This is a genomic window from Arthrobacter sp. UYEF21 (genome assembly GCF_040546085.1).
Classification (GTDB): domain Bacteria; phylum Actinomycetota; class Actinomycetes; order Actinomycetales; family Micrococcaceae; genus Arthrobacter.
In genome coordinates, this window is the sequence record NZ_JBEPNF010000014.1 from 65,854 (window position 1) to 82,319 (window position 16,466).

Below are 16,466 nucleotides of genomic sequence, written 5' to 3' on the forward strand. Positions count from 1 at the left end.
CATGTCCACTCCGCCACCAACAACCACGGCACCGGCCCGCAGCTGGCTGAAACCGTCCACCTGGCATCTGCGCACCCGCCTGATCCTGCTGGCCATGGCACTGCTGGTGGCCATCTGCGGCGCGGTCGGGCTGTTCAGCTATGCGTCTATGGGCTCTTTTCTGACCAGGCAGCTGGATGACCAGCTGAGCCAGGCTGCGAAACGTTCGAATGATCCTGGCCGCCAGCCCTTGGGTGGCTTCAACGGCAGGCCCGATCCCCTGGACTCCCGTGGGCAGAGTGTGGGGACGCTCAATGCACGCATCCTGAACGGCCAGATCATCAGTGGCGGATACCTGGACTCGGACACCACGCGCCTGGCCCTCGACGCCAAAGACAAGGAAACCCTGCTCGAGCTGACGCACAACGGCAACCCCGTGGACCGCTCCCTGTCCAACGGGGATTACCGGATTCTGGCTGTCCAAACCAGATACGGCGATCTCCTGGTCACCGGACTTCCGCTGGCGGCCAAGGAGGGCACCCTGGCTTCGCTGGTGTGGACTTTCGTGTTCGTTTCCCTGGGCGGACTGTTGCTGATCGGGCTGGCCGGCACGGTTCTGATCCGGCGCACCATGAAGCCCCTCGAGCAGCTCTCTGAAGTAGCCACCCAGGTGGCCAGACTCCCGCTGGACGCTGGCGAGGTGGCACTCGCCGTGCGGATCCCGCCGTCGAACGCCAATCCCGGAACTGAAGTGGGCAGTGTGGGCCACGCCCTGAATCTAATGTTGGACAACGTCGCCAATGCCCTCCAAGCGCGGCAGCGGAGCGAGACCAAGGTGCGGCAGTTCGTAGCCGATGCCTCCCATGAACTGCGCACACCGCTGACCGCCATCCGGGGCTACACAGAGCTGATGCGCATGACCGAGAACTTCACACCGGATGGCAGGAAATCGCTCGCACGGGTGCAGAGCCAGTCCGAACGCATGACCACGCTGGTGGAGGATCTGCTGCTGCTGGCCCGGCTCGACGAGGGGCAGCCCCTGAAACTCAGCGAGGTTGATCTCACCCAGCTCGTCATCGAAACGGTCAGCGATGAAAAGGTGATCGCGCCGGATCACCACTGGCACTTAGAACTTCCGTACGAGCCGCTCTCCGTCAACGGCGACGCGTCCCAGCTGCGCCAGGTACTGGTGAACCTCCTTTCCAACGCACGCAAACACACCACACCAGGGACCACCGTGGTCAGCAGCGTGCGGAAGTCCGCCGATGGCAATGCCGAAATTTCGGTGACGGACGACGGCGGGGGCATCCCGCCGGACTTCGTGGACCACGTTTTCTCGCGGTTTGCCCGCGCAGACGCCGCCCGCAAGGGCACAGCGCCGGAGTCCGGGCCGGGGGCTTCCGAGGGCACCAGTGGACTGGGCTTGTCCATCGTTCAGTCGATTATTGAGGCGCATGGCGGCACCGTGGAGGTGAAGTCGCGCCCCGGACGCACGGAGTTCGTGCTGCGCCTACCCGCCGGGGCCGCTGCGCTGCAAGGCAACGCGCCGTCGCCGTGATTCCTGTTACCAAAATGTGACTTCAGTGCTGAGCTCCTGTACCGTCGATAGAGTGCGGATCCCATTCGGGCCGCATATCCGGATGACGCCAAGCTCTGCCGCTTACCGGATTCCGCTTGACCAGGCAGAGGCGGGGGACCCAGAGTCCCGGGCGTAATGCCCTTGGGGTAAAGCCAGCACTGAATTTCCGTGTGGCCGGATGCCCTCATCCGAACCCGACAGCTAACTCCGCAGGTGTGAGAGGCGATCCATCATGTCTAAATCCAAGGTACAAACACGCCCAGTCGGCGGCGGCACCACGCTTCGCAACAAGTTTCCGTCCCTGGGGAAGCGCGTAGCCGTGCTCACCGCGGCGAGCGCCATGCTCATCGGGTTGGGCGCAGCGGGCCACGCGTCCGAGTCCAACACGATGACAGCAGCCAGCGACACGCAGCAGTTGTCCACTGCGGAAGCCGACTCGAAGCTGAGCATGGAAAAGGCCGAGATGCTGGCGAATCCCGTACCGGCACCTGCAGCGCCCGAGATCAGCGTTGCCCCGCAGGCAGCCGAACCAGCACCTGCGCCGGCTCCCGCACCGGCTCCTGCACCGGAACCCGAGCCAGCCCCCGCTCCCGCTCCGGCACCCGAGCCCGCGCCGGTTGTGGCCGTTAACGATCCCGCCGGAGCCCAGGCTTATGCTGCGGGCCAACTGGCCAGCCGCGGCTGGTCCGCTGACCAGATGCCATGCCTGCAGACGCTGTGGACCAAGGAATCTGACTGGACCACCACCGCCACCAACGCAAGCAGCGGCGCGTACGGCATCGTCCAATCACTGCCCGCCGAGAAGATGGCGAGCGCCGGCGCTGACTACCTCACCAACTACCGCACGCAGATCAACTGGGGCCTGAACTACATCCAGGAGCGCTACCAGTCACCGTGCGGTGCGCTGAACTTCCACCTGTCGCACAACTGGTACTAAGCACGATTCTCCGGAATCCCAACAGCCACAGCAGGCCCTGAATCCCCCGGTTCAGGGCCTGCTGTCCTGCATCCCCGGCTTACTCAGCAGGTTGTCCTCGGGATCCGCGCTTCCCTGGCTTCGGGCGCCGCGGCATACTGGGGCCATGAAATTCACCACCACGGTTCTGGGCAGCGGCAACAAGGCGGGCATTGAAGTTCCCGAGGAGGTCGTCGCGGCGCTCGGTGCAGGCAAGCGTCCGCCGGTGGTGGTGACCATCAACGGCAGGAGTTACCGGAGCAGCATTGCCGTCATGGGCGGGCAGAACCTGGTTGGCGTGAGCGCCGCCAACCGTGAATTCACCGGAGTGGCGTCCGGCGACACCGTCGAGGTGGACGTGGAACTGGACACGCAGCCGCGCATCATTGAGGTCCCTGACGACCTGGCCGCAGCCCTGGCCGCCGAACCGGATGCCCAGGCGTTCTATGCCACGCTGAATTACAGCACCCAGCGGCGGTACGTGGAGCCCATCGCCGATGCCAGGACAGCGGAAACCCGCGCCCGCCGGATCGCGAAGGTTGTAGCCGATCTCAAAGCCGGGAAGAAATGATTTGTTGGCCCTCGCCGTCCGCCTCCAGGGAAGCGTCTACCCAGCCGTAGTCCGGGATATATAGGACTCCGTCAAGCAGTTGACCGGCGTTGGGGCCTATGGCTACCGTCCGAATGCCCGCAGCGCACTCGTTTCCATGTCGAAGAGGGCTGCCCGGCAGGAAAGCGCACGGGCGGCAAAGGGCTGGGTTGTTCATCTCTCCATTTTGCCCTAGGCCTCACGGCCAGGGATGTTACTGCACAGCCCACTTGTTGCCGTCGGGATCCCCGAAAGACACGAAATGGCCCCAGTCCTGAACGTCCACTTCACTCACGGCGACACCCTTGTTTTGGAGGCGGTCATGGGCGGCACGGATGTCGCTGACCACGAGCTGCGGGCTGGGTGCCGTACCTGGCGGCGCGTCTGTGAGTCCCTCGCCGATGCAGATTGCGCACGCGGAGCCGGGGTGTCAGCTGGACAAAGCGGATGGACTCGCTGGGCCGCTCATCGAAGTCCGCATTGAAGCCAACCCTGTCCGTCACCGGCGGGTACTCGCAGTCGGAACCATCGAGCCCGGCACGCGCAGCCGGGGCTGCCGCCCGCACCTACCCTCCTAAACCGCACCGCACCGTGCCGTGCCTTCTGAGGGTCCGCTGCTTTAGCCAGCGATGCCGTACAGCCGGTCCCCTGCGTCGCCGAGTCCCGGCACAATGTAGGACTTCTCGTTGAGCTTCTCGTCGATGGAGGCCAGGACGATGGTCACGTTCGCGTCAGCAAGCTCTTCTTCCAGTTTCGCCAACCCTTCCGGCGCAGCCAGAAGGCAGATGCAGGTCACGTCCGAGGCGCCTCGTTTGAAGAGGAACTTGATGGCTTCGCGCAAGGTGCCGCCGGTGGCCAGCATCGGGTCCAGCACAAAGATCTGCCGGTCCGTGAGGTTCTCCGGGAGACGTTCGGCGTAAGTGATGATGTCCAGGGTTTCCTCGTCGCGGGCCATGCCCAGGAATCCCACTTCAGCTGTGGGGACGAGCTTGGTCATGCCCTCCAGCATGCCCAGGCCCGCGCGGAGGATGGGCACCACCAGGGGTGTGGGCTTGGTGAAGGCGGTTCCCACTGTGGTGCTCACCGGGGTCTCGATGGTCACAGGCTGCGTGCGGACGTCGCGGGTGGCCTCATACGCGAGCAGTGTCACTAACTCTTCCGTCAGCATCCGGAAGACCGGTGACGGTGTGTTCTTGTCCCGCAGGACGGTGAGCTTATGGGCGACCAGCGGGTGGTCCACAACGAGAGTGCGCATGCGTCAAAACTACCATCCGGGCGGGGAGCCCCTGCCAGGAGTCAGCTCGGCTGCTCGTCCCGGATGGCGGGGTGCTCGAACGTTGGCGGCGGCCCTCCGTGCTCCCGTTTCCGCAGCACATGGAACAGCCGATGTGCCAGGATCACTATGCCCACCCAGGCGAACCCCAGGAACCAGCCGGCCATCACGTCCGTCAGCCAGTGGTGACCCAGGAAGACTCGGCTCAGGCCCATGGCGATGATGAACACCAAACCTGCGGCGATCGCCGTGAGGCGGGCCCAAGTTATCTCGAATTGCAGGCACATGATGTACACAATTACGCCGATCACCACAGTGGTGTTCAACGTGTGACCGCTGGGAAAAGAGGGCGACGTCTCGTAAGGCGGGACCGCGTCGGCATGGTCGGGACGGGTGCGGCCAACCAAACGCTTGCCCACTGTGGTGGCCAGGGTGGACACGGCCGCCGCGCCGCCCACCAGGATGATGGGCCGCCAGGTCCTGCTCAGCACGGTGAGCCAGGCGGTCAGGATGCTTGCCAGGATGGGCATGCCGATTCCGCCGCCAATATTAGTAAAGGCTGTGACGCCCGCGTCCAGTGCGGGGGCCCGCAGGCTCTCGGAAAGCTCCAAAGCGGGCTGGTCCAGGGACGTCAGCCCTGCGTCGTCCACCACGCTGTCATAGACCTCGGCACCCAGCAGCGCCATGATCACCACCAGCACGCCGCCCACCAGCATGGTGACCCACAACGCGGCATACGGTCTGAACCACTGGCCGGCACGGGCCCTGAATGTATCGACGTCCACGAGTTCCTCCTGGCATCGGCGGGTGGCAAGGATGGATATCCCTCGAAACTATCATTGAGCCATGGTCCCCGGCGATAAGAAACACAGTGAGTGGATGGGTCTTGCCCTCGACGAAGCCCGGCGTGCACTGGCCACCGAGGACGTGCCCATCGGTGCCGTTGTCATAGGGCCCGACGGCGGCTTGCTGGGTTCCGGACGGAACCAGCGGGAGGAACTGGGTGACCCCACCGCCCACGCGGAGGTGGTCGCCATCCGCCGGGCAGCGGACCGGCTGCGTGCGCTGTCGAAACTGGATGGCGGCACCGGCGACGGCTGGAGGCTGGAAGATTGCACACTGGTTGTCACGCTGGAGCCGTGCGCCATGTGCGCAGGAGCGGTGGTGCTGGCCAGGATTCCCCGAGTGGTTTTCGGCGCCTGGGACGAGAAAGCCGGGGCGGCCGGCTCAGTGTTCGATGTCCTCCGCGAGCGCCGGCTCAATCATTGGGTGGAGGTCTACGGCGGCGTCAGGGAGGACGAGTGCCGGGCCCTGCTGAGGGATTTCTTTGCCGCCCACCGCGGCAAGCTCTAGGTATCGTGGCAAGTTCTAGGCAACAGATAGCGCTTCGCCCGAGAGCCCGGGTCGGTTGTGGCATGTTTGGTCATGCCTGATGGGGCACCTGCGGGAACGCACCGAGGACCGCCGCTACGTTGCGCGCGGTGGATTCCCAGTGGGGCATATGTTTCCGGGCATCAAGCGCTGCGGCTCGCCAATCCGTTCGGAAAGTGCGGTCCGATAGCCACTCCCGGATCGTCCCTGCGAGAATCTCCGGCTCGCCGCTTTCGCTGCCGGCAAGGACGACGGCGCTTCCCGGCAGGACCGGCCGGGCGCCCATGCCCAGTGCTTCCACAGCCCCGGTGCCGGCACGGACGATGACCGGGATTCCCCGGGCCAGCGATTCCGTAACCACCAAACCAAACGCTTCGGCTTTGGAGACAAGCACGCTCAGGTCGGCCCGGTTCCATTCGTCCGTCAGGGCGTGTCCGGCGAGCTGACCGGTTAGCCGGATCCGGCCGTCCAATCCGTGCGAGGATATGGAAGCCTGGAGTTGCGCCGCGTAGGCGGGGTCGGCGTCGTCCGTGCCCACCAGGGATGCCGTCCATGCCAGGTCCTGGAGCTTGGCGAGCGCTTCCACCAGGAGTATCTGGGACTTGTTGGGCAGCAGCGCGGCTACCGAAATAATGTGTACTGGGTCCGAACCCGCCGAAACCGGCGCAGGATCCGTGCCGGGCAGGGCCACCCGGCTGGTCGCAAAGCCGTGTAGTTCCCTGACGTGGTCAGCGGCTGACGTGCTGGAGCAGATCACGCCAGCGGCTGCCTGCAGGGACCGCTGCTCGCCGTCGGTATGGCTGGGGAACGGCATATGGAGCAGCACCCATGCGCTGCGCCCCGCAGCGGCGGCAGCCTCCAGCTCTTCAGGGGCACCGCACGCGATGAGCCCGTCCACCACCGTGACCGCGGCCGACTTGATCTCCGCCTCCGGTTCGCCTGCTCCCAGCAGACTGCCCAGCCGCCGTCGGTCACTCATCCCGGCATCCGGCCACTCCCCCTCCACCGAGAGAACCTCGACGTCGACACCCAAAGTCCTCAACCCCTCGACGAGGCGTGCGTTATAAACGTTGCCGCCTGAGATGTGGCGGACGTTGCCGGGAACCAGGAACCTGACGCGCATGGTCAGGCGGACAGGTCCAGGGAACAGGAAGCCCAGGCGTCAGGATTTTCGCGCAGGGTGACGTCGATACCTGCGAGCTCGCGGCCGTCAGCGTCGTCCTCGACCTGCCCTGCCACGGCCTGGGCGATATATTCGGCCAGCGCCTCGGTGGTGCTCAGCCTGCCGAAGAAGTCCGGGTGCTCGTCGAGGTTGGTGTAATTGAGCCCCGCCAGGACACCTTCAATGATGCCGCCGGCGGCTCCGATATCCAGCACTATCGCATCCTCGTTCAAAGCACGACGCCGGAACGTCACCTCCGCCACGAAGGTGGCCCCGTGCAGGGCCTGGGCGGGGCCGAAGACCTCGCGCGGGAGGCTGTGGGCGATCATGAAATGTCGGCGGATAGTCAGGCTGAACACGGGCTACGTCCTGTCTCCGGGGGCTGGATCACTGTACTTTTCAGCGTTGGGGTATTCGATCACGTGACACAAGGCTTCGAGTTGTCCGGTGGCCAGGTTCTGCACCACGTCCGGCAGGTCTGAGAAGGGAGATGCGCCCGTGAGGAAGGCGTCGAAGACGGGGTCCTTGAGGAGGGATACTGCAAGGTTCAGGCGGTCGGCGGTCGTTCGCCGATGCCGTCGTGCCCGAGCCACAACGCCCACCTGACTGGCCCTGATGGAGAGCCGGCGGGCATGGAAGTCCTCGCCGAGCGGCAAGGTGACGCCGCGGTTGGCGTACCAGGACATTTCGATGACATCGGCCTCGTCGCCGGCCAGTTGCAGGCTGCGTTCCAGACCCTCCTGCGACGCCGAGCAGTGGAATACGACGTCGCAGTCCGCTTCGGCATCATCCGGGTGGGCAAATTCCACGCCGAGCCTGTCCGCCAGCTGCTTCCGTTCCAGGTCCAGGTCCACGAGCTGCAGGCGGGCCAAAGGGAATGTGCGCAGGAGTGTGGCCACCATGCCTCCCACCAGCCCGGCACCGACGACGGCGATCCTGTCCCCGAGCCTCGGTCCGGCTTCCCACAGTGCATTGACGGCTGTCTCCACGGTCCCGGTGAGCACGGCGCGGCGGGCGGGGACGCCGTCGGGAATTCTGGTCAGTGCGGCGGTGTCGATGACGTAGCGGTCTTGGTGGGGACTCAGGCAGAAGACCTTTTGGCCCATCCAGTCTTCCGGGCCCTGTTCAACGATGCCGACAGATAGGTAGCCGAACTTCACTGGAGACGGGAACGATCCCTCCTGGTGTGGCGCACGCATTGCCTCAGCCACCCGAGGCGGGACGGAGCCGGTGTGAACCACAATTTCCGTGCCTTTGCTGATGCCGGAGTAAAGCGTACGTACCAGTGCTTCGCCCGCTCCCGGGGGATGCAACAGCTCGTCCCGGAGTTCACCGTGTTCCGGGCCGGTGGTCCAATACGCCGTTGCCTGAGCTGCCTGAGGGGTTGGTTCATCTGGAGTAGCCATCTTGCTGATGAATCTAGTCCGCTGGAGGTGGCTGGCGGAACCGCGCAACGCTGCTGGCAATGGCGCCACTCGTTAAGGAGTTTCCACCGGATAGGCAGATGATCCCTGGCCGTTGGCATTCGGGATAGCCGTCCGAGGCAGGGCTGGCCAGGGTTCGAGATCCCGGTGGTCCCGCCGTTGGCGCAGGCCAGGTCATGGTCCGCTTCGTTGTCCAGGGACTGGTTATTACAGCCCGGGAAGGGGCATCTCCCGTCCCCCAGCCTGAGCCAGCGTCGTGGGGCTTTGGTGACCCGGTAGCTGGCCCGCCCGATCTCCAGGGGTGCACCGTCACGCGGGTCCATCAGGGCCCGGTGGAAGGAGTCCGCGCCGTCGGCGACCAGCCGCCGGGCCATCGACGGCGGGATCGGACCGTACCCGTCCAACATCGCCGGCTCCTCCCTCGCACCCAGCAAAGCCATCACTGGGACCGTGATCAGCACCTGCGCGCGCGGCGACGGAACACCAGCGCCGGAGCCACCAGGACCGCCGTCGGAACCACCTATAGTCGGAGCTGCCTGGTTCGGGTTCTCTCCGGTGATGGCGTTAACGTCGATGGTGCAGTTACCCCCGAGGAGCCAGGTTGCTCGCGCGAGGGCTTCCGCAGCACGCGAGTAGCCCGCCGCAAGATGGACTCTCAGTGCCGACGTCTTTGCGTCAATCCGGGAAGTCTCAGCTAACCCGTCCAGGAAATCATCCGCCAACATCCGCAGCGGATCAGCTTCGCCACCAGACCCGTTCCGGCAGATCCTGTGCCCCGCAAAGCTACAGCAAGCGCAGTGGCAGAAGCAGCCAAAGCCTCCGCAACCTCCACCGCAGCTCTTCGTTCCATAACTAAATCATCCAGCGAGAGTCCGGCACACGATGTCAGGAAAAACTCGTATGTGGATAACTTTGCGACCGAGGCGCCTGATGTCCTCAATGGCAACCCCGGTACGTGAAACCGAGCCCAATCACCAGCCGTTTTGGGGATGTGAGCCTTGCTCCGGTACCCTAGTCAGGTTGGTGACGTGTCCGAGCGGCCGAAGGTGCAACACTCGAAATGTTGTTTGGTGTCAAAGCCAACGTGGGTTCAAATCCCACCGTCACCGCCGATGAGAAAGGTCCTGCTTCCCTTGTAAACAAAGGGAAGCAGGACCTTTTGCTTTGCCTGGGGCAGGCTCATTGGCAAAGAATTGGCAAAACTTAACTTCTGTGCCCCTGCCAGCCAGCAACTTTCCCCTTCAGCTCGGCCTTCAAACCCCGCGTCCCACGCGCAGCGTCATACACCCGTTACGGACTTACCCGCACAGGGGCGGTCACCCTAACTGAGTTGGAAACGCTCCGATCAGCGAAAAGCATCAAGGGAGAAACTCTCCGAATATGCAAATGAGCCGATTAAGAGTACGGCTATTTCGGGGGTTCTGGGGGCTAGCAGCATCTTCGATAGTCGCAGGGCAGGGCTGTTTTCTGCTGTCATCCGCTTTCGTCGGTAGAATCTGCGGAATAGATGCCGGATTCGGCGACAGTCTCACGGGGCTGGACGAAGGTCGCGGGCACTGTCCGCTCTCATCTGAAAGGCAACAGGGATGACCGTGAGTCTTTGAAGACTGACTGCCACGTTTGTGGGTTCCTTCAATGACCACGTGTTCGAGGTCAATGCGGCCGAGCGGCTCTCGCCCAGTTTGGGACGGTTGGCCTGAGTACCCATCGGCGGCCAGGGATCGCCTCGAACTCGGCGTCGGTCCGGATCTGCCATTTGTTAACTGGTGCGCGGATAAAGACCGTAGTCGGCCCTTCATCGATCTAGTAGATGAACAAAGCGGCTTACGTCTGCCCCACCCACACAGAACCCGCACGCCGTCGTTTCCGTCAGAAAGCATTGGCGTCACTCGCCGATCATATATACTTCCCGCGAGAATTCGACGCGATTTAGGGGGTGCTTGGTGGCAAAAAACACCGGCGAAGGCAAGCGGATTGGTCAGCTGAAGGACCGATATCAGCAGAAAAACGAGCGGAGCGGTCTCTTCGACAAGTATGACGGCCTCGGGAACTTCATAGCGTCGAAAGTGACGCCCGGTCCCTGGAAGAGCGTCGAGACACGGAACCCGAAGAAGCCGCCGCGGGGCTGAGCGGCCACACCGCGCCGGGGAACCACGAGGACCGTACGGGCTTACTGCCGACCTCCCCCTTCACTCAAAGCACTAGTACGCGACATGTCACGCGTGTTCGCGTCCACTTGTCACCTTTGGGAGCCAGCCCGACTCCACGCCGTTAAAAGTTCTGAGCCATCGGCCTCCGGCAAGTTGAACTGGTACCCGGAAGTCAGAACTGAGTTCTCAGCACACCTTCCTGGGACCAGTGGACCAGGACGGTCCCAGGCGGCTTTTTGCAGGTCAAAACCCGCCCGGCCGGGTTTAGCATGATCCGGGGCTCCGCGGAAGGCGCCTGCAGGCCGGGAGGAGCCGCATGGGACACGACAATTTCAGCACGGAACGGTGGCCGCCGGCGCCTGGTTTCTCGGAAGCTCAACTGAACGATGTTCCGCTGATCACAGTGCGGCCGGCAGTGATCCCGACCGTCGTCGGGTCCGTCCTTATGTTTCTCGCGCCGCAGCGCATGTCCTACCACTACTACGAGCTTCTCAGGTGGGCCGCGCCCGCGGCAGCGATCTGGATCATCGTAATCGCCAAAGGCCAGCACAGGACTTTCTGGGTCGTGGTCATGGCCGCTGTGGCCGTGGTGTTCAACCCCTCGTTCCGTTCACGATGCCGCGTGAAAACTGGGGTGCCGTGAATATCTACAGCCTCTTGCTCTTTCTGGGCGCCGGTTACAAACTGCGGGCCTCGCGGCCGGGCGCCGCCACGACCACGTCATAGCACTGGTGCAGTTATCTCTGGAGGCCCCACGTTGGGCACGTTCCTCCCCACGTCCAAGCGACTCCAAAAACACTTCGCCAGCCTTGAGCTGACCAAGCCAGGACACCGGGCCGAGGAGTCCGAGATCATCGACGCCGAAGTTACCATGCCACGGAGCTAATGATCTCAGGACGTCACCCATCCCTTCCAGATCGTGTTCCACATCCGGGTCGGGCGCTCGCGTCCCGCAAGGGCGGCTGGAATTAATGCCCCAGGTCCAGCAAAGGGATCACTTCACTCCGATGCGGCCGGATCTGGCATTAGTTAACTTATGCGCAGACGAAAGCGGTAATGCGTTGCCCGTGCGCACATAGGACCCGCACGCCGTTGTTCCCCCACAACGCATAGCGACGCCCGGCAATCATATATGCTTCCCGCGAGAATGGGACACGATTTAGGGGGTGCTCGGTGCCAAGAAACACCCGCGAAGGTAAGCGGATCGGTCAGCTGAAGGACCGTTATCAGGAGAGCGTGATACGGAGGATAGAAGATGACCGCCGACGTTAGCATCACAAGCCATCACCGCGACGGAGCGCAGAACGCTGCTCTCGACGGCGGCGAGCCTCGCGTCACGGTCTGGAAGGTCCGGGATCTGCTTGCCAACGCGCGCATCCGCATCCCCGACTACCAGCGGCCCTACGCTTGGAGTGCACGCAATGTGGCCGAGCTCGTCGATGACATCAGCCACTTCACGGGGACGGGCGACTACCGCATAGGTACCGTGATCCTACATGCACGCCGAGCTGAGGAAGGCGCGGTGCTCGACATCGTCGATGGGCAGCAACGCCTCACGACGCTGCATATCCTCGCTCGAGCGCTTCGAGATACGGGGCATGACCCGAGGGCGCGAGAACTGGCGCCCCTCACGCTCTCTCCTTTCGGCGCGGAACAAACTGCGCAGCGGGTCCGCGATAATGCGCAGCACCTGCGAGATAGCATCCGCACGTGGAGCGCCGAACATGTGCGCAACTTCGCGGAGGCCCTCTTCTCCCGATGCGAGGTCGTCGTGGTCACGTTGGCGAACCTTGATGAGGCTTTCCAGATGTTCGACTCCCAGAACTCGCGTGGACGGCCCCTCTACCCCACCGACCTGCTGAAGGCGTTCCACCTTCGTGAAATCGGCAGCGGTCTGCACGACGCGGCGGCCAAGCGAGAGCTGATCGAGTCGTGGGAGGAGATCCCCGCAGCCCATGTGAACGCACTCTTCAGCGAGTACCTCTTCAAAATTCGTCGATGGTCGAGCGGTCGTGAAGTGCCTAAGGCGGGATTCACAAACGATTCGATCGGCATGTTCAAAGGCATTCGGGAGCGAGATGTCGCGAACCTCGAGAACCGATGGGCAAGGCCGTTCGTCTACGCCAAGAACTTCACCGACGATTACCGCTCCGAAAATGCCACACTGGTTCAATTCGGCATGCTCGAACCCATCGAATACCCGCATCAGATCGATCAACCGGTCCTAAACGGCGAGACTTTCTTTCGCATGGTGGCGCACTACTACGCGCTCGGCGTGCGACTCGGCCTCTTGTCCTTCAGCGACGACGGTCTGCCCACGGAGCTGCACGACTCACGGGGCGATGCGCGTTCGGCCGTACTCGAAGCCATCGACCAGCATAGTAGACCAGGAGGCGACCAATCGCGGTATGGCTATGTTCGCGGTCTGCTAGACGCCCTGCTGCTGTACTACACCGACAGGTTCGGGAACCAGGATAGGGAGGCCTTCGCCGGGCTCGCAGGGCGCTTCGTGATGGTTCCTCGCGCGCGACTTTTCGCTGTGCGCCGAGAGTCGATCAATGACCACGCCCTCGGAACGAAAAGGGAAGATGGATCGCTCAACTTGTTCCAGGAAATCCGCGACGCACGCACCAGTCGCGAAGTCCTCAACCGTGCGATTCCTCGCCCGAAGCCGTATGGCAGCGACGAGTCACGATACAACAAGCGCGACGTGGCCGCGATCGCCGCTCTCTGGACAGTCCGTTCGGAGCCCGTCGCATGACCGGGCAGCCGCAGTTCGTGACCGTGCGCGAGCTCTTCGACGGCACGAGAGAGTTCCGCGTGCCAATCTATCAACGCGCTTACGCATGGGGGAAACCCGAGATCGAGACTCTCATCCGTGATGTCGTGAGCGTGCTCAAACGCCCGTCGTACTACATCGGTTCTCTCGTTTTGCACGAGGCTCGGGACGTCGAGTCAAATCGCCCGGTGTTTGAGGTCATCGACGGACAGCAACGGCTAACCACACTCTTCATCACGATGACGCACCCCGCGCTTCGTAAAAGGCTGGGCGAGTTGCCGGAGCCATTCGAAATTACGGATCGGTTGCTCTCGTTCGAAGAACGCAAACGATCGAATCTCGACTTGGGCGCCCTCGCCCGTAAGACCCCCGCGGGGCCTGTACTGCTGCAGGAGGACGGCATCAGGGCAGGCGCCGACGCGGTCATGAACCTGCTCGGCGACGAGAAGCGCCTTTTACGCGCGCTCCGGGATCAAGGCATGCATGAGCACGCACAATCCGAGTCCGTCGTCGATCGTGTGCTGTCATTCCTGCTTGACAAGGTTCGGATCGTCTTAACCGAGCTACCCCCTCATACTGACCTCAACCACTACTTCGAGGTGATGAATACTCGAGGAGAACAACTCGAGAAACACGAGATCGTCAAGGCGCACCTGCTTGGAGTCATCGGCGATGATGTCCAGGGCAGGGCCCTGTTCGCGTCGATCTGGGATGCATGCTCGGATTTCTCGCGGCACGTGCAGGCGCGCTTCAGTCCGGCCGATAGGTCCCGGCTGTTTGGCGACCCTGTCCAGATCGGTGACGCCGGTTGGAGCACGTTCCTCCCTGGCAACATCAAGGAGTTCGCAGCCGCCGTCCAACAACACGGCAACGAACCGGGCCACATAGCTGTCGATCTGGACTCTGTCCTCGGCACCTTGGACGGATCCTCCAGCGTCGCAGACCCTTCCAAGTTCGACGACGGTGATGCGGGCCGATATGGGGCCATCATCGACTTCCCGAACTTCCTGCTGCACGTGCTTCGGCTCCATACCAGTGGAAGCGCGAGCGACACGCAGGGGGTCGCGCTTGACGACAAGCGGCTCGTAGTGCAATTCGAACGCAGCATCACGACGGCGCAGGGGGCGCTGAAATTCGCATTCAGGCTGCTTCGAACGAAATTCCTGTTCGACAACTTCGTCATCAAGCCGCTCGACGGGCCCGGGGGCAGCGATGGATCGAACTGGGTGATTCACCACCTGCACCACACGCAACCCGAGATGCGCCGTTCGGCAAAGCTGTCGCCTCGGAACCCGTTCGAGCAGAACCAGCAGGTGCTCATGGCACAAGCAATGTTCCAGGTCACGCATCAGGGCAGGGTCTACAAGGAGTTCCTCTACAATTTGCTCTCGTACCTCGACGGCGAGTGGGCGCACTTTCGAACCATCGACGGCAGCGACTTCATCCGCCACATCCATCGGATGGCTGAGGCTGATCTCGGCGCCCTCGACCTGCGCACAGGAGACGGACTCGACAGCGGCACGGGCGTCCCGCACTTCGCACTGAACCTGCTCGACTACAAGCTGTGGTTGATGCAGCAAAGTCGCCAGGTCCCCGCCGGCCTGCCATCGGTGAACACCACAGGATTCCGGTTCGCATACCGCACATCAATCGAGCACTTCCTCGCGACGAACTTCGCCGAGAGCGACGAGCAACGCTCCGTCGTGAACGACTTGGGAAACCTGTGCCTGATGACGAGGACGGAGAACTCTCGGCGCTCGGACCACACACCGGATTGGAAGGTGGAGAAATACGGCGAGGCCGATCAGAGCCTGAAGCTCCACTACATGTGCGCGCTGCAGCGAATCGACAAGGCGTGGGGGCCCGAGCAGATCACTCGGCAAGGAGCACTCATGCGGGAGGTGCTCTTCACTCCGCTACCTGTGTAGCCCACGGTCGGGTACGAAGCGCAAACTTCTCGAGGGCGAACAAGAGAACGGGGAGCAGGACTGCCAGTCCGGTTGCCGCGAAGAGGATCCCTAAGCCGGAGCAGTCCCAGCGTCCGAAAAATATCCTGTGATTCGGAGCGGTAATTCACAGCGTTGTTCAAGTTCCGCAGCTGATCCTGCGCTTCCTTTTCGGGCTTGCCGGTCGGGTCGGGGCATTGCCTGAAGCATGTGGGAGACTCCTCGGCCAAGAAGGATAACAGTGAAGTTCTGGTATGCAATGCAGGGCGACAACTTCAAAGTCTCGATGAAACAAAAAGCTCTGTGGACGTGGCCTTGGGCTGGAAAGAGAGCACTCAAAGTAACACGCAGCATCATCTTCGAGATGCGGGCGGGAGATGTTGTGTTCCATCATTCAAAAGGCCAACTACGTGCCGTCAGCATGGTCACCGCTAGCCACATCAACTTCGAAAGGCCGCCGGGCTACTTGCGTCGGCAAGGTGAAACCGATTCTAGATGGCTTGTTAGAGTTGGTCCCATCGCGACAGGCCTAACTCTCCCGTACACGAAGCTGCGCAAGTACATCAAGCCCGGCCGTCCGGGACCGTTGAACAACGCGACCAATATGTATTTGGGTTTCCTACACGTCTCACAGAGTCGGACGGGCTTTCCCTACTCGGCGCTTTGAACGTAACGCTGCCCGTCTCCGACGATAGTCTGCTTGGTCGTTCGCCGGACTATTTGGACTGATGAAGAGACTGACGGTGAGGCGCTGGGCGCAGTTCGCACAGAGCAAGGACCCCTGAGGGAACACCTCCTCCAAGGACGTCTGGTAGCTCCATGCTCGGTCTGCGGTAGGGAGTTGCCATCGGGCCTGCTTGTCGCCGGACACATCAAGCCCCGGAGGCACTGCAGCGAGGATGAGCGACGCGACTTCCGCTACGCTGCCATGCTTGTCTGCAGCCTCGGCTGTGACGCGCTCTTTGAATGGGGTTACATCATCGTCGATGCCCACGGCAAGGTTCTGCCCGGAGTACCTGCCGCTACTCAGTCCCTTGCAGATGCCGTCATTCAGTTAGCCGGTCGCACGTGCACGGCGCATAATGAGCACACTGTCAATGGCTTCAACGAACACCGGCGGATGAAGCTCATAGGCATCCGCTAATTCCCGTGCTGCGCAGGTCTCTCCCCGGCGCAGCTAGGTACAAATGGTTCGGGGCACTCGATCACTCCGGGTTAGCTATGCGGCATCTTCCTGCTTGATGTCCCAAACTCGCTCA

At 62.7% G+C, this 16,466-nt stretch carries 15 protein-coding genes, 1 tRNA gene, 2 pseudogenes and 1 riboswitch; of the genes and pseudogenes, 11 read left to right on the forward strand and 7 right to left on the reverse strand.

The window, feature by feature from the left end; all coding sequences use genetic code 11:
* The first annotated feature begins 1 nt into the window (after position 1).
* From ABIB27_RS14635 to ABIB27_RS14645, 3 genes are all read left to right on the forward strand, one after another.
* Positions 2 to 1,537: a sensor histidine kinase gene (locus tag ABIB27_RS14635; protein ID WP_354216560.1), complete on the forward strand. Its 1,536-nt coding sequence runs from the start codon at positions 2 to 4 to the stop codon at positions 1,535 to 1,537.
* Between the two features lie 93 nt (positions 1,538 to 1,630).
* Positions 1,631 to 1,785: riboswitch (cyclic di-AMP (ydaO/yuaA leader) on the forward strand.
* 5 nt (positions 1,786 to 1,790) lie between these two features.
* Positions 1,791 to 2,495 carry an aggregation-promoting factor C-terminal-like domain-containing protein gene (locus tag ABIB27_RS14640; protein WP_354216559.1) on the forward strand — a complete coding sequence of 235 codons (705 nt, stop codon included), beginning with the start codon at positions 1,791 to 1,793 and terminating at the stop codon, positions 2,493 to 2,495.
* A 145-nt stretch (positions 2,496 to 2,640) separates the two neighbouring features.
* On the forward strand, positions 2,641 to 3,084 hold the full coding sequence (locus ABIB27_RS14645; RefSeq protein ID WP_354216558.1) for a YdeI/OmpD-associated family protein: 444 nt from the start codon (positions 2,641 to 2,643) through the stop codon (positions 3,082 to 3,084).
* A gap of 210 nt (positions 3,085 to 3,294) precedes the next feature.
* On the opposite strand, the pseudogene ABIB27_RS14650 reads toward ABIB27_RS14645, so the two are convergent.
* The 3 genes and pseudogenes from ABIB27_RS14650 to ABIB27_RS14660 all read right to left on the reverse strand — a co-directional run bounded on the left by ABIB27_RS14650 (position 3,295) and on the right by ABIB27_RS14660 (position 5,091).
* Positions 3,295 to 3,605, reverse strand: a pseudogene (locus tag ABIB27_RS14650) (VOC family protein).
* 116 nt (positions 3,606 to 3,721) lie between these two features.
* Positions 3,722 to 4,357, reverse strand: coding sequence for a uracil phosphoribosyltransferase (upp, locus tag ABIB27_RS14655; RefSeq protein ID WP_309812175.1), 636 nt, complete (start codon positions 4,355 to 4,357; stop codon positions 3,722 to 3,724).
* Between the two features lie 41 nt (positions 4,358 to 4,398).
* Entirely contained in the window at positions 4,399 to 5,091 is a 693-nt protein-coding gene (locus ABIB27_RS14660) for a phosphatase PAP2 family protein (RefSeq protein WP_354216610.1), read from the reverse strand.
* 130 nt (positions 5,092 to 5,221) lie between these two features.
* On the opposite strand from ABIB27_RS14660, the gene ABIB27_RS14665 reads away from it, so the two are divergent.
* Positions 5,222 to 5,728, forward strand: coding sequence for a nucleoside deaminase (locus ABIB27_RS14665; protein WP_354216557.1), 507 nt, complete (start codon positions 5,222 to 5,224; stop codon positions 5,726 to 5,728).
* A gap of 70 nt (positions 5,729 to 5,798) precedes the next feature.
* On the opposite strand, the gene ABIB27_RS14670 is transcribed toward ABIB27_RS14665, so the two are convergent.
* From ABIB27_RS14670 to ABIB27_RS14685, 4 genes and pseudogenes are all read right to left on the reverse strand, one after another.
* Positions 5,799 to 6,869 carry a glycosyltransferase family 4 protein gene (locus ABIB27_RS14670; protein ID WP_354216556.1) on the reverse strand — a complete coding sequence of 357 codons (1,071 nt, stop codon included), beginning with the start codon at positions 6,867 to 6,869 and terminating at the stop codon, positions 5,799 to 5,801.
* A gap of 2 nt (positions 6,870 to 6,871) precedes the next feature.
* Positions 6,872 to 7,267 carry a 6-pyruvoyl trahydropterin synthase family protein gene (locus ABIB27_RS14675; RefSeq protein WP_354216555.1) on the reverse strand — a complete coding sequence of 132 codons (396 nt, stop codon included), beginning with the start codon at positions 7,265 to 7,267 and terminating at the stop codon, positions 6,872 to 6,874.
* Between the two features lie 3 nt (positions 7,268 to 7,270).
* Positions 7,271 to 8,314 carry a zinc-dependent alcohol dehydrogenase gene (locus ABIB27_RS14680; protein WP_354216554.1) on the reverse strand — a complete coding sequence of 348 codons (1,044 nt, stop codon included), beginning with the start codon at positions 8,312 to 8,314 and terminating at the stop codon, positions 7,271 to 7,273.
* 137 nt (positions 8,315 to 8,451) lie between these two features.
* A pseudogene (locus ABIB27_RS14685) lies at positions 8,452 to 8,832 on the reverse strand (HNH endonuclease signature motif containing protein); the annotation flags it as partial.
* Positions 8,833 to 9,354: 522 nt separating this feature from the next.
* Here ABIB27_RS14685 and ABIB27_RS14690 point away from each other — a divergent pair.
* The 7 genes from ABIB27_RS14690 (at position 9,355) to ABIB27_RS14720 (ending at position 15,874) form a co-directional block, all read left to right on the forward strand.
* Positions 9,355 to 9,441, forward strand: a tRNA-Ser gene (locus ABIB27_RS14690).
* 834 nt (positions 9,442 to 10,275) lie between these two features.
* The gene (locus ABIB27_RS14695; RefSeq protein WP_090579349.1) at positions 10,276 to 10,461 is read left to right on the forward strand and encodes a hypothetical protein; all 186 of its coding nucleotides are present in this window, start codon (positions 10,276 to 10,278) and stop codon (positions 10,459 to 10,461) included.
* Between the two features lie 337 nt (positions 10,462 to 10,798).
* A complete protein-coding gene (locus ABIB27_RS14700) occupies positions 10,799 to 11,125 on the forward strand; it encodes a DUF6804 family protein (protein ID WP_354254135.1) in 327 nt (108 codons plus the stop codon).
* A 114-nt stretch (positions 11,126 to 11,239) separates the two neighbouring features.
* Positions 11,240 to 11,368 carry a hypothetical protein gene (locus ABIB27_RS14705; RefSeq protein ID WP_354254137.1) on the forward strand — a complete coding sequence of 43 codons (129 nt, stop codon included), beginning with the start codon at positions 11,240 to 11,242 and terminating at the stop codon, positions 11,366 to 11,368.
* 369 nt (positions 11,369 to 11,737) lie between these two features.
* The gene (locus ABIB27_RS14710; protein ID WP_354254139.1) at positions 11,738 to 13,243 is read left to right on the forward strand and encodes a DUF262 domain-containing protein; all 1,506 of its coding nucleotides are present in this window, start codon (positions 11,738 to 11,740) and stop codon (positions 13,241 to 13,243) included.
* Entirely contained in the window at positions 13,240 to 15,189 is a 1,950-nt protein-coding gene (locus ABIB27_RS14715; protein ID WP_354254141.1) for a DUF262 domain-containing protein, read from the forward strand. The genes ABIB27_RS14710 and ABIB27_RS14715 overlap by 4 nt, the downstream gene beginning before the upstream one ends.
* 259 nt (positions 15,190 to 15,448) lie before the next feature.
* Complete coding sequence (locus ABIB27_RS14720; RefSeq protein ID WP_354254142.1) at positions 15,449 to 15,874, forward strand: hypothetical protein; 426 nt, start codon at positions 15,449 to 15,451, stop codon at positions 15,872 to 15,874.
* Positions 15,875 to 16,466: the final 592 nt, after the last annotated feature.

What these genes read in the sequence shown, in the direction of transcription:
- ABIB27_RS14635 (WP_354216560.1), top strand. Translation starts at nt 2, where the DNA reads ATGTCCACTCCGCCACCAACAACCACGGCACCGGCCCGCAGCTGGCTG.
- ABIB27_RS14640 (WP_354216559.1), top strand. Translation starts at nt 1,791, where the DNA reads ATGTCTAAATCCAAGGTACAAACACGCCCAGTCGGCGGCGGCACCACG.
- ABIB27_RS14645 (WP_354216558.1), top strand. Translation starts at nt 2,641, where the DNA reads ATGAAATTCACCACCACGGTTCTGGGCAGCGGCAACAAGGCGGGCATT.
- upp (WP_309812175.1), bottom strand. Translation starts at nt 4,357, where the DNA reads ATGCGCACTCTCGTTGTGGACCACCCGCTGGTCGCCCATAAGCTCACC.
- ABIB27_RS14660 (WP_354216610.1), bottom strand. Translation starts at nt 5,091, where the DNA reads ATGCTGGTGGGCGGCGTGCTGGTGGTGATCATGGCGCTGCTGGGTGCC.
- ABIB27_RS14665 (WP_354216557.1), top strand. Translation starts at nt 5,222, where the DNA reads ATGGTCCCCGGCGATAAGAAACACAGTGAGTGGATGGGTCTTGCCCTC.
- ABIB27_RS14670 (WP_354216556.1), bottom strand. Translation starts at nt 6,869, where the DNA reads ATGCGCGTCAGGTTCCTGGTTCCCGGCAACGTCCGCCACATCTCAGGC.
- ABIB27_RS14680 (WP_354216554.1), bottom strand. Translation starts at nt 8,314, where the DNA reads ATGGCTACTCCAGATGAACCAACCCCTCAGGCAGCTCAGGCAACGGCG.
- ABIB27_RS14700 (WP_354254135.1), top strand. Translation starts at nt 10,799, where the DNA reads ATGGGACACGACAATTTCAGCACGGAACGGTGGCCGCCGGCGCCTGGT.
- ABIB27_RS14710 (WP_354254139.1), top strand. Translation starts at nt 11,738, where the DNA reads ATGACCGCCGACGTTAGCATCACAAGCCATCACCGCGACGGAGCGCAG.
- ABIB27_RS14715 (WP_354254141.1), top strand. Translation starts at nt 13,240, where the DNA reads ATGACCGGGCAGCCGCAGTTCGTGACCGTGCGCGAGCTCTTCGACGGC.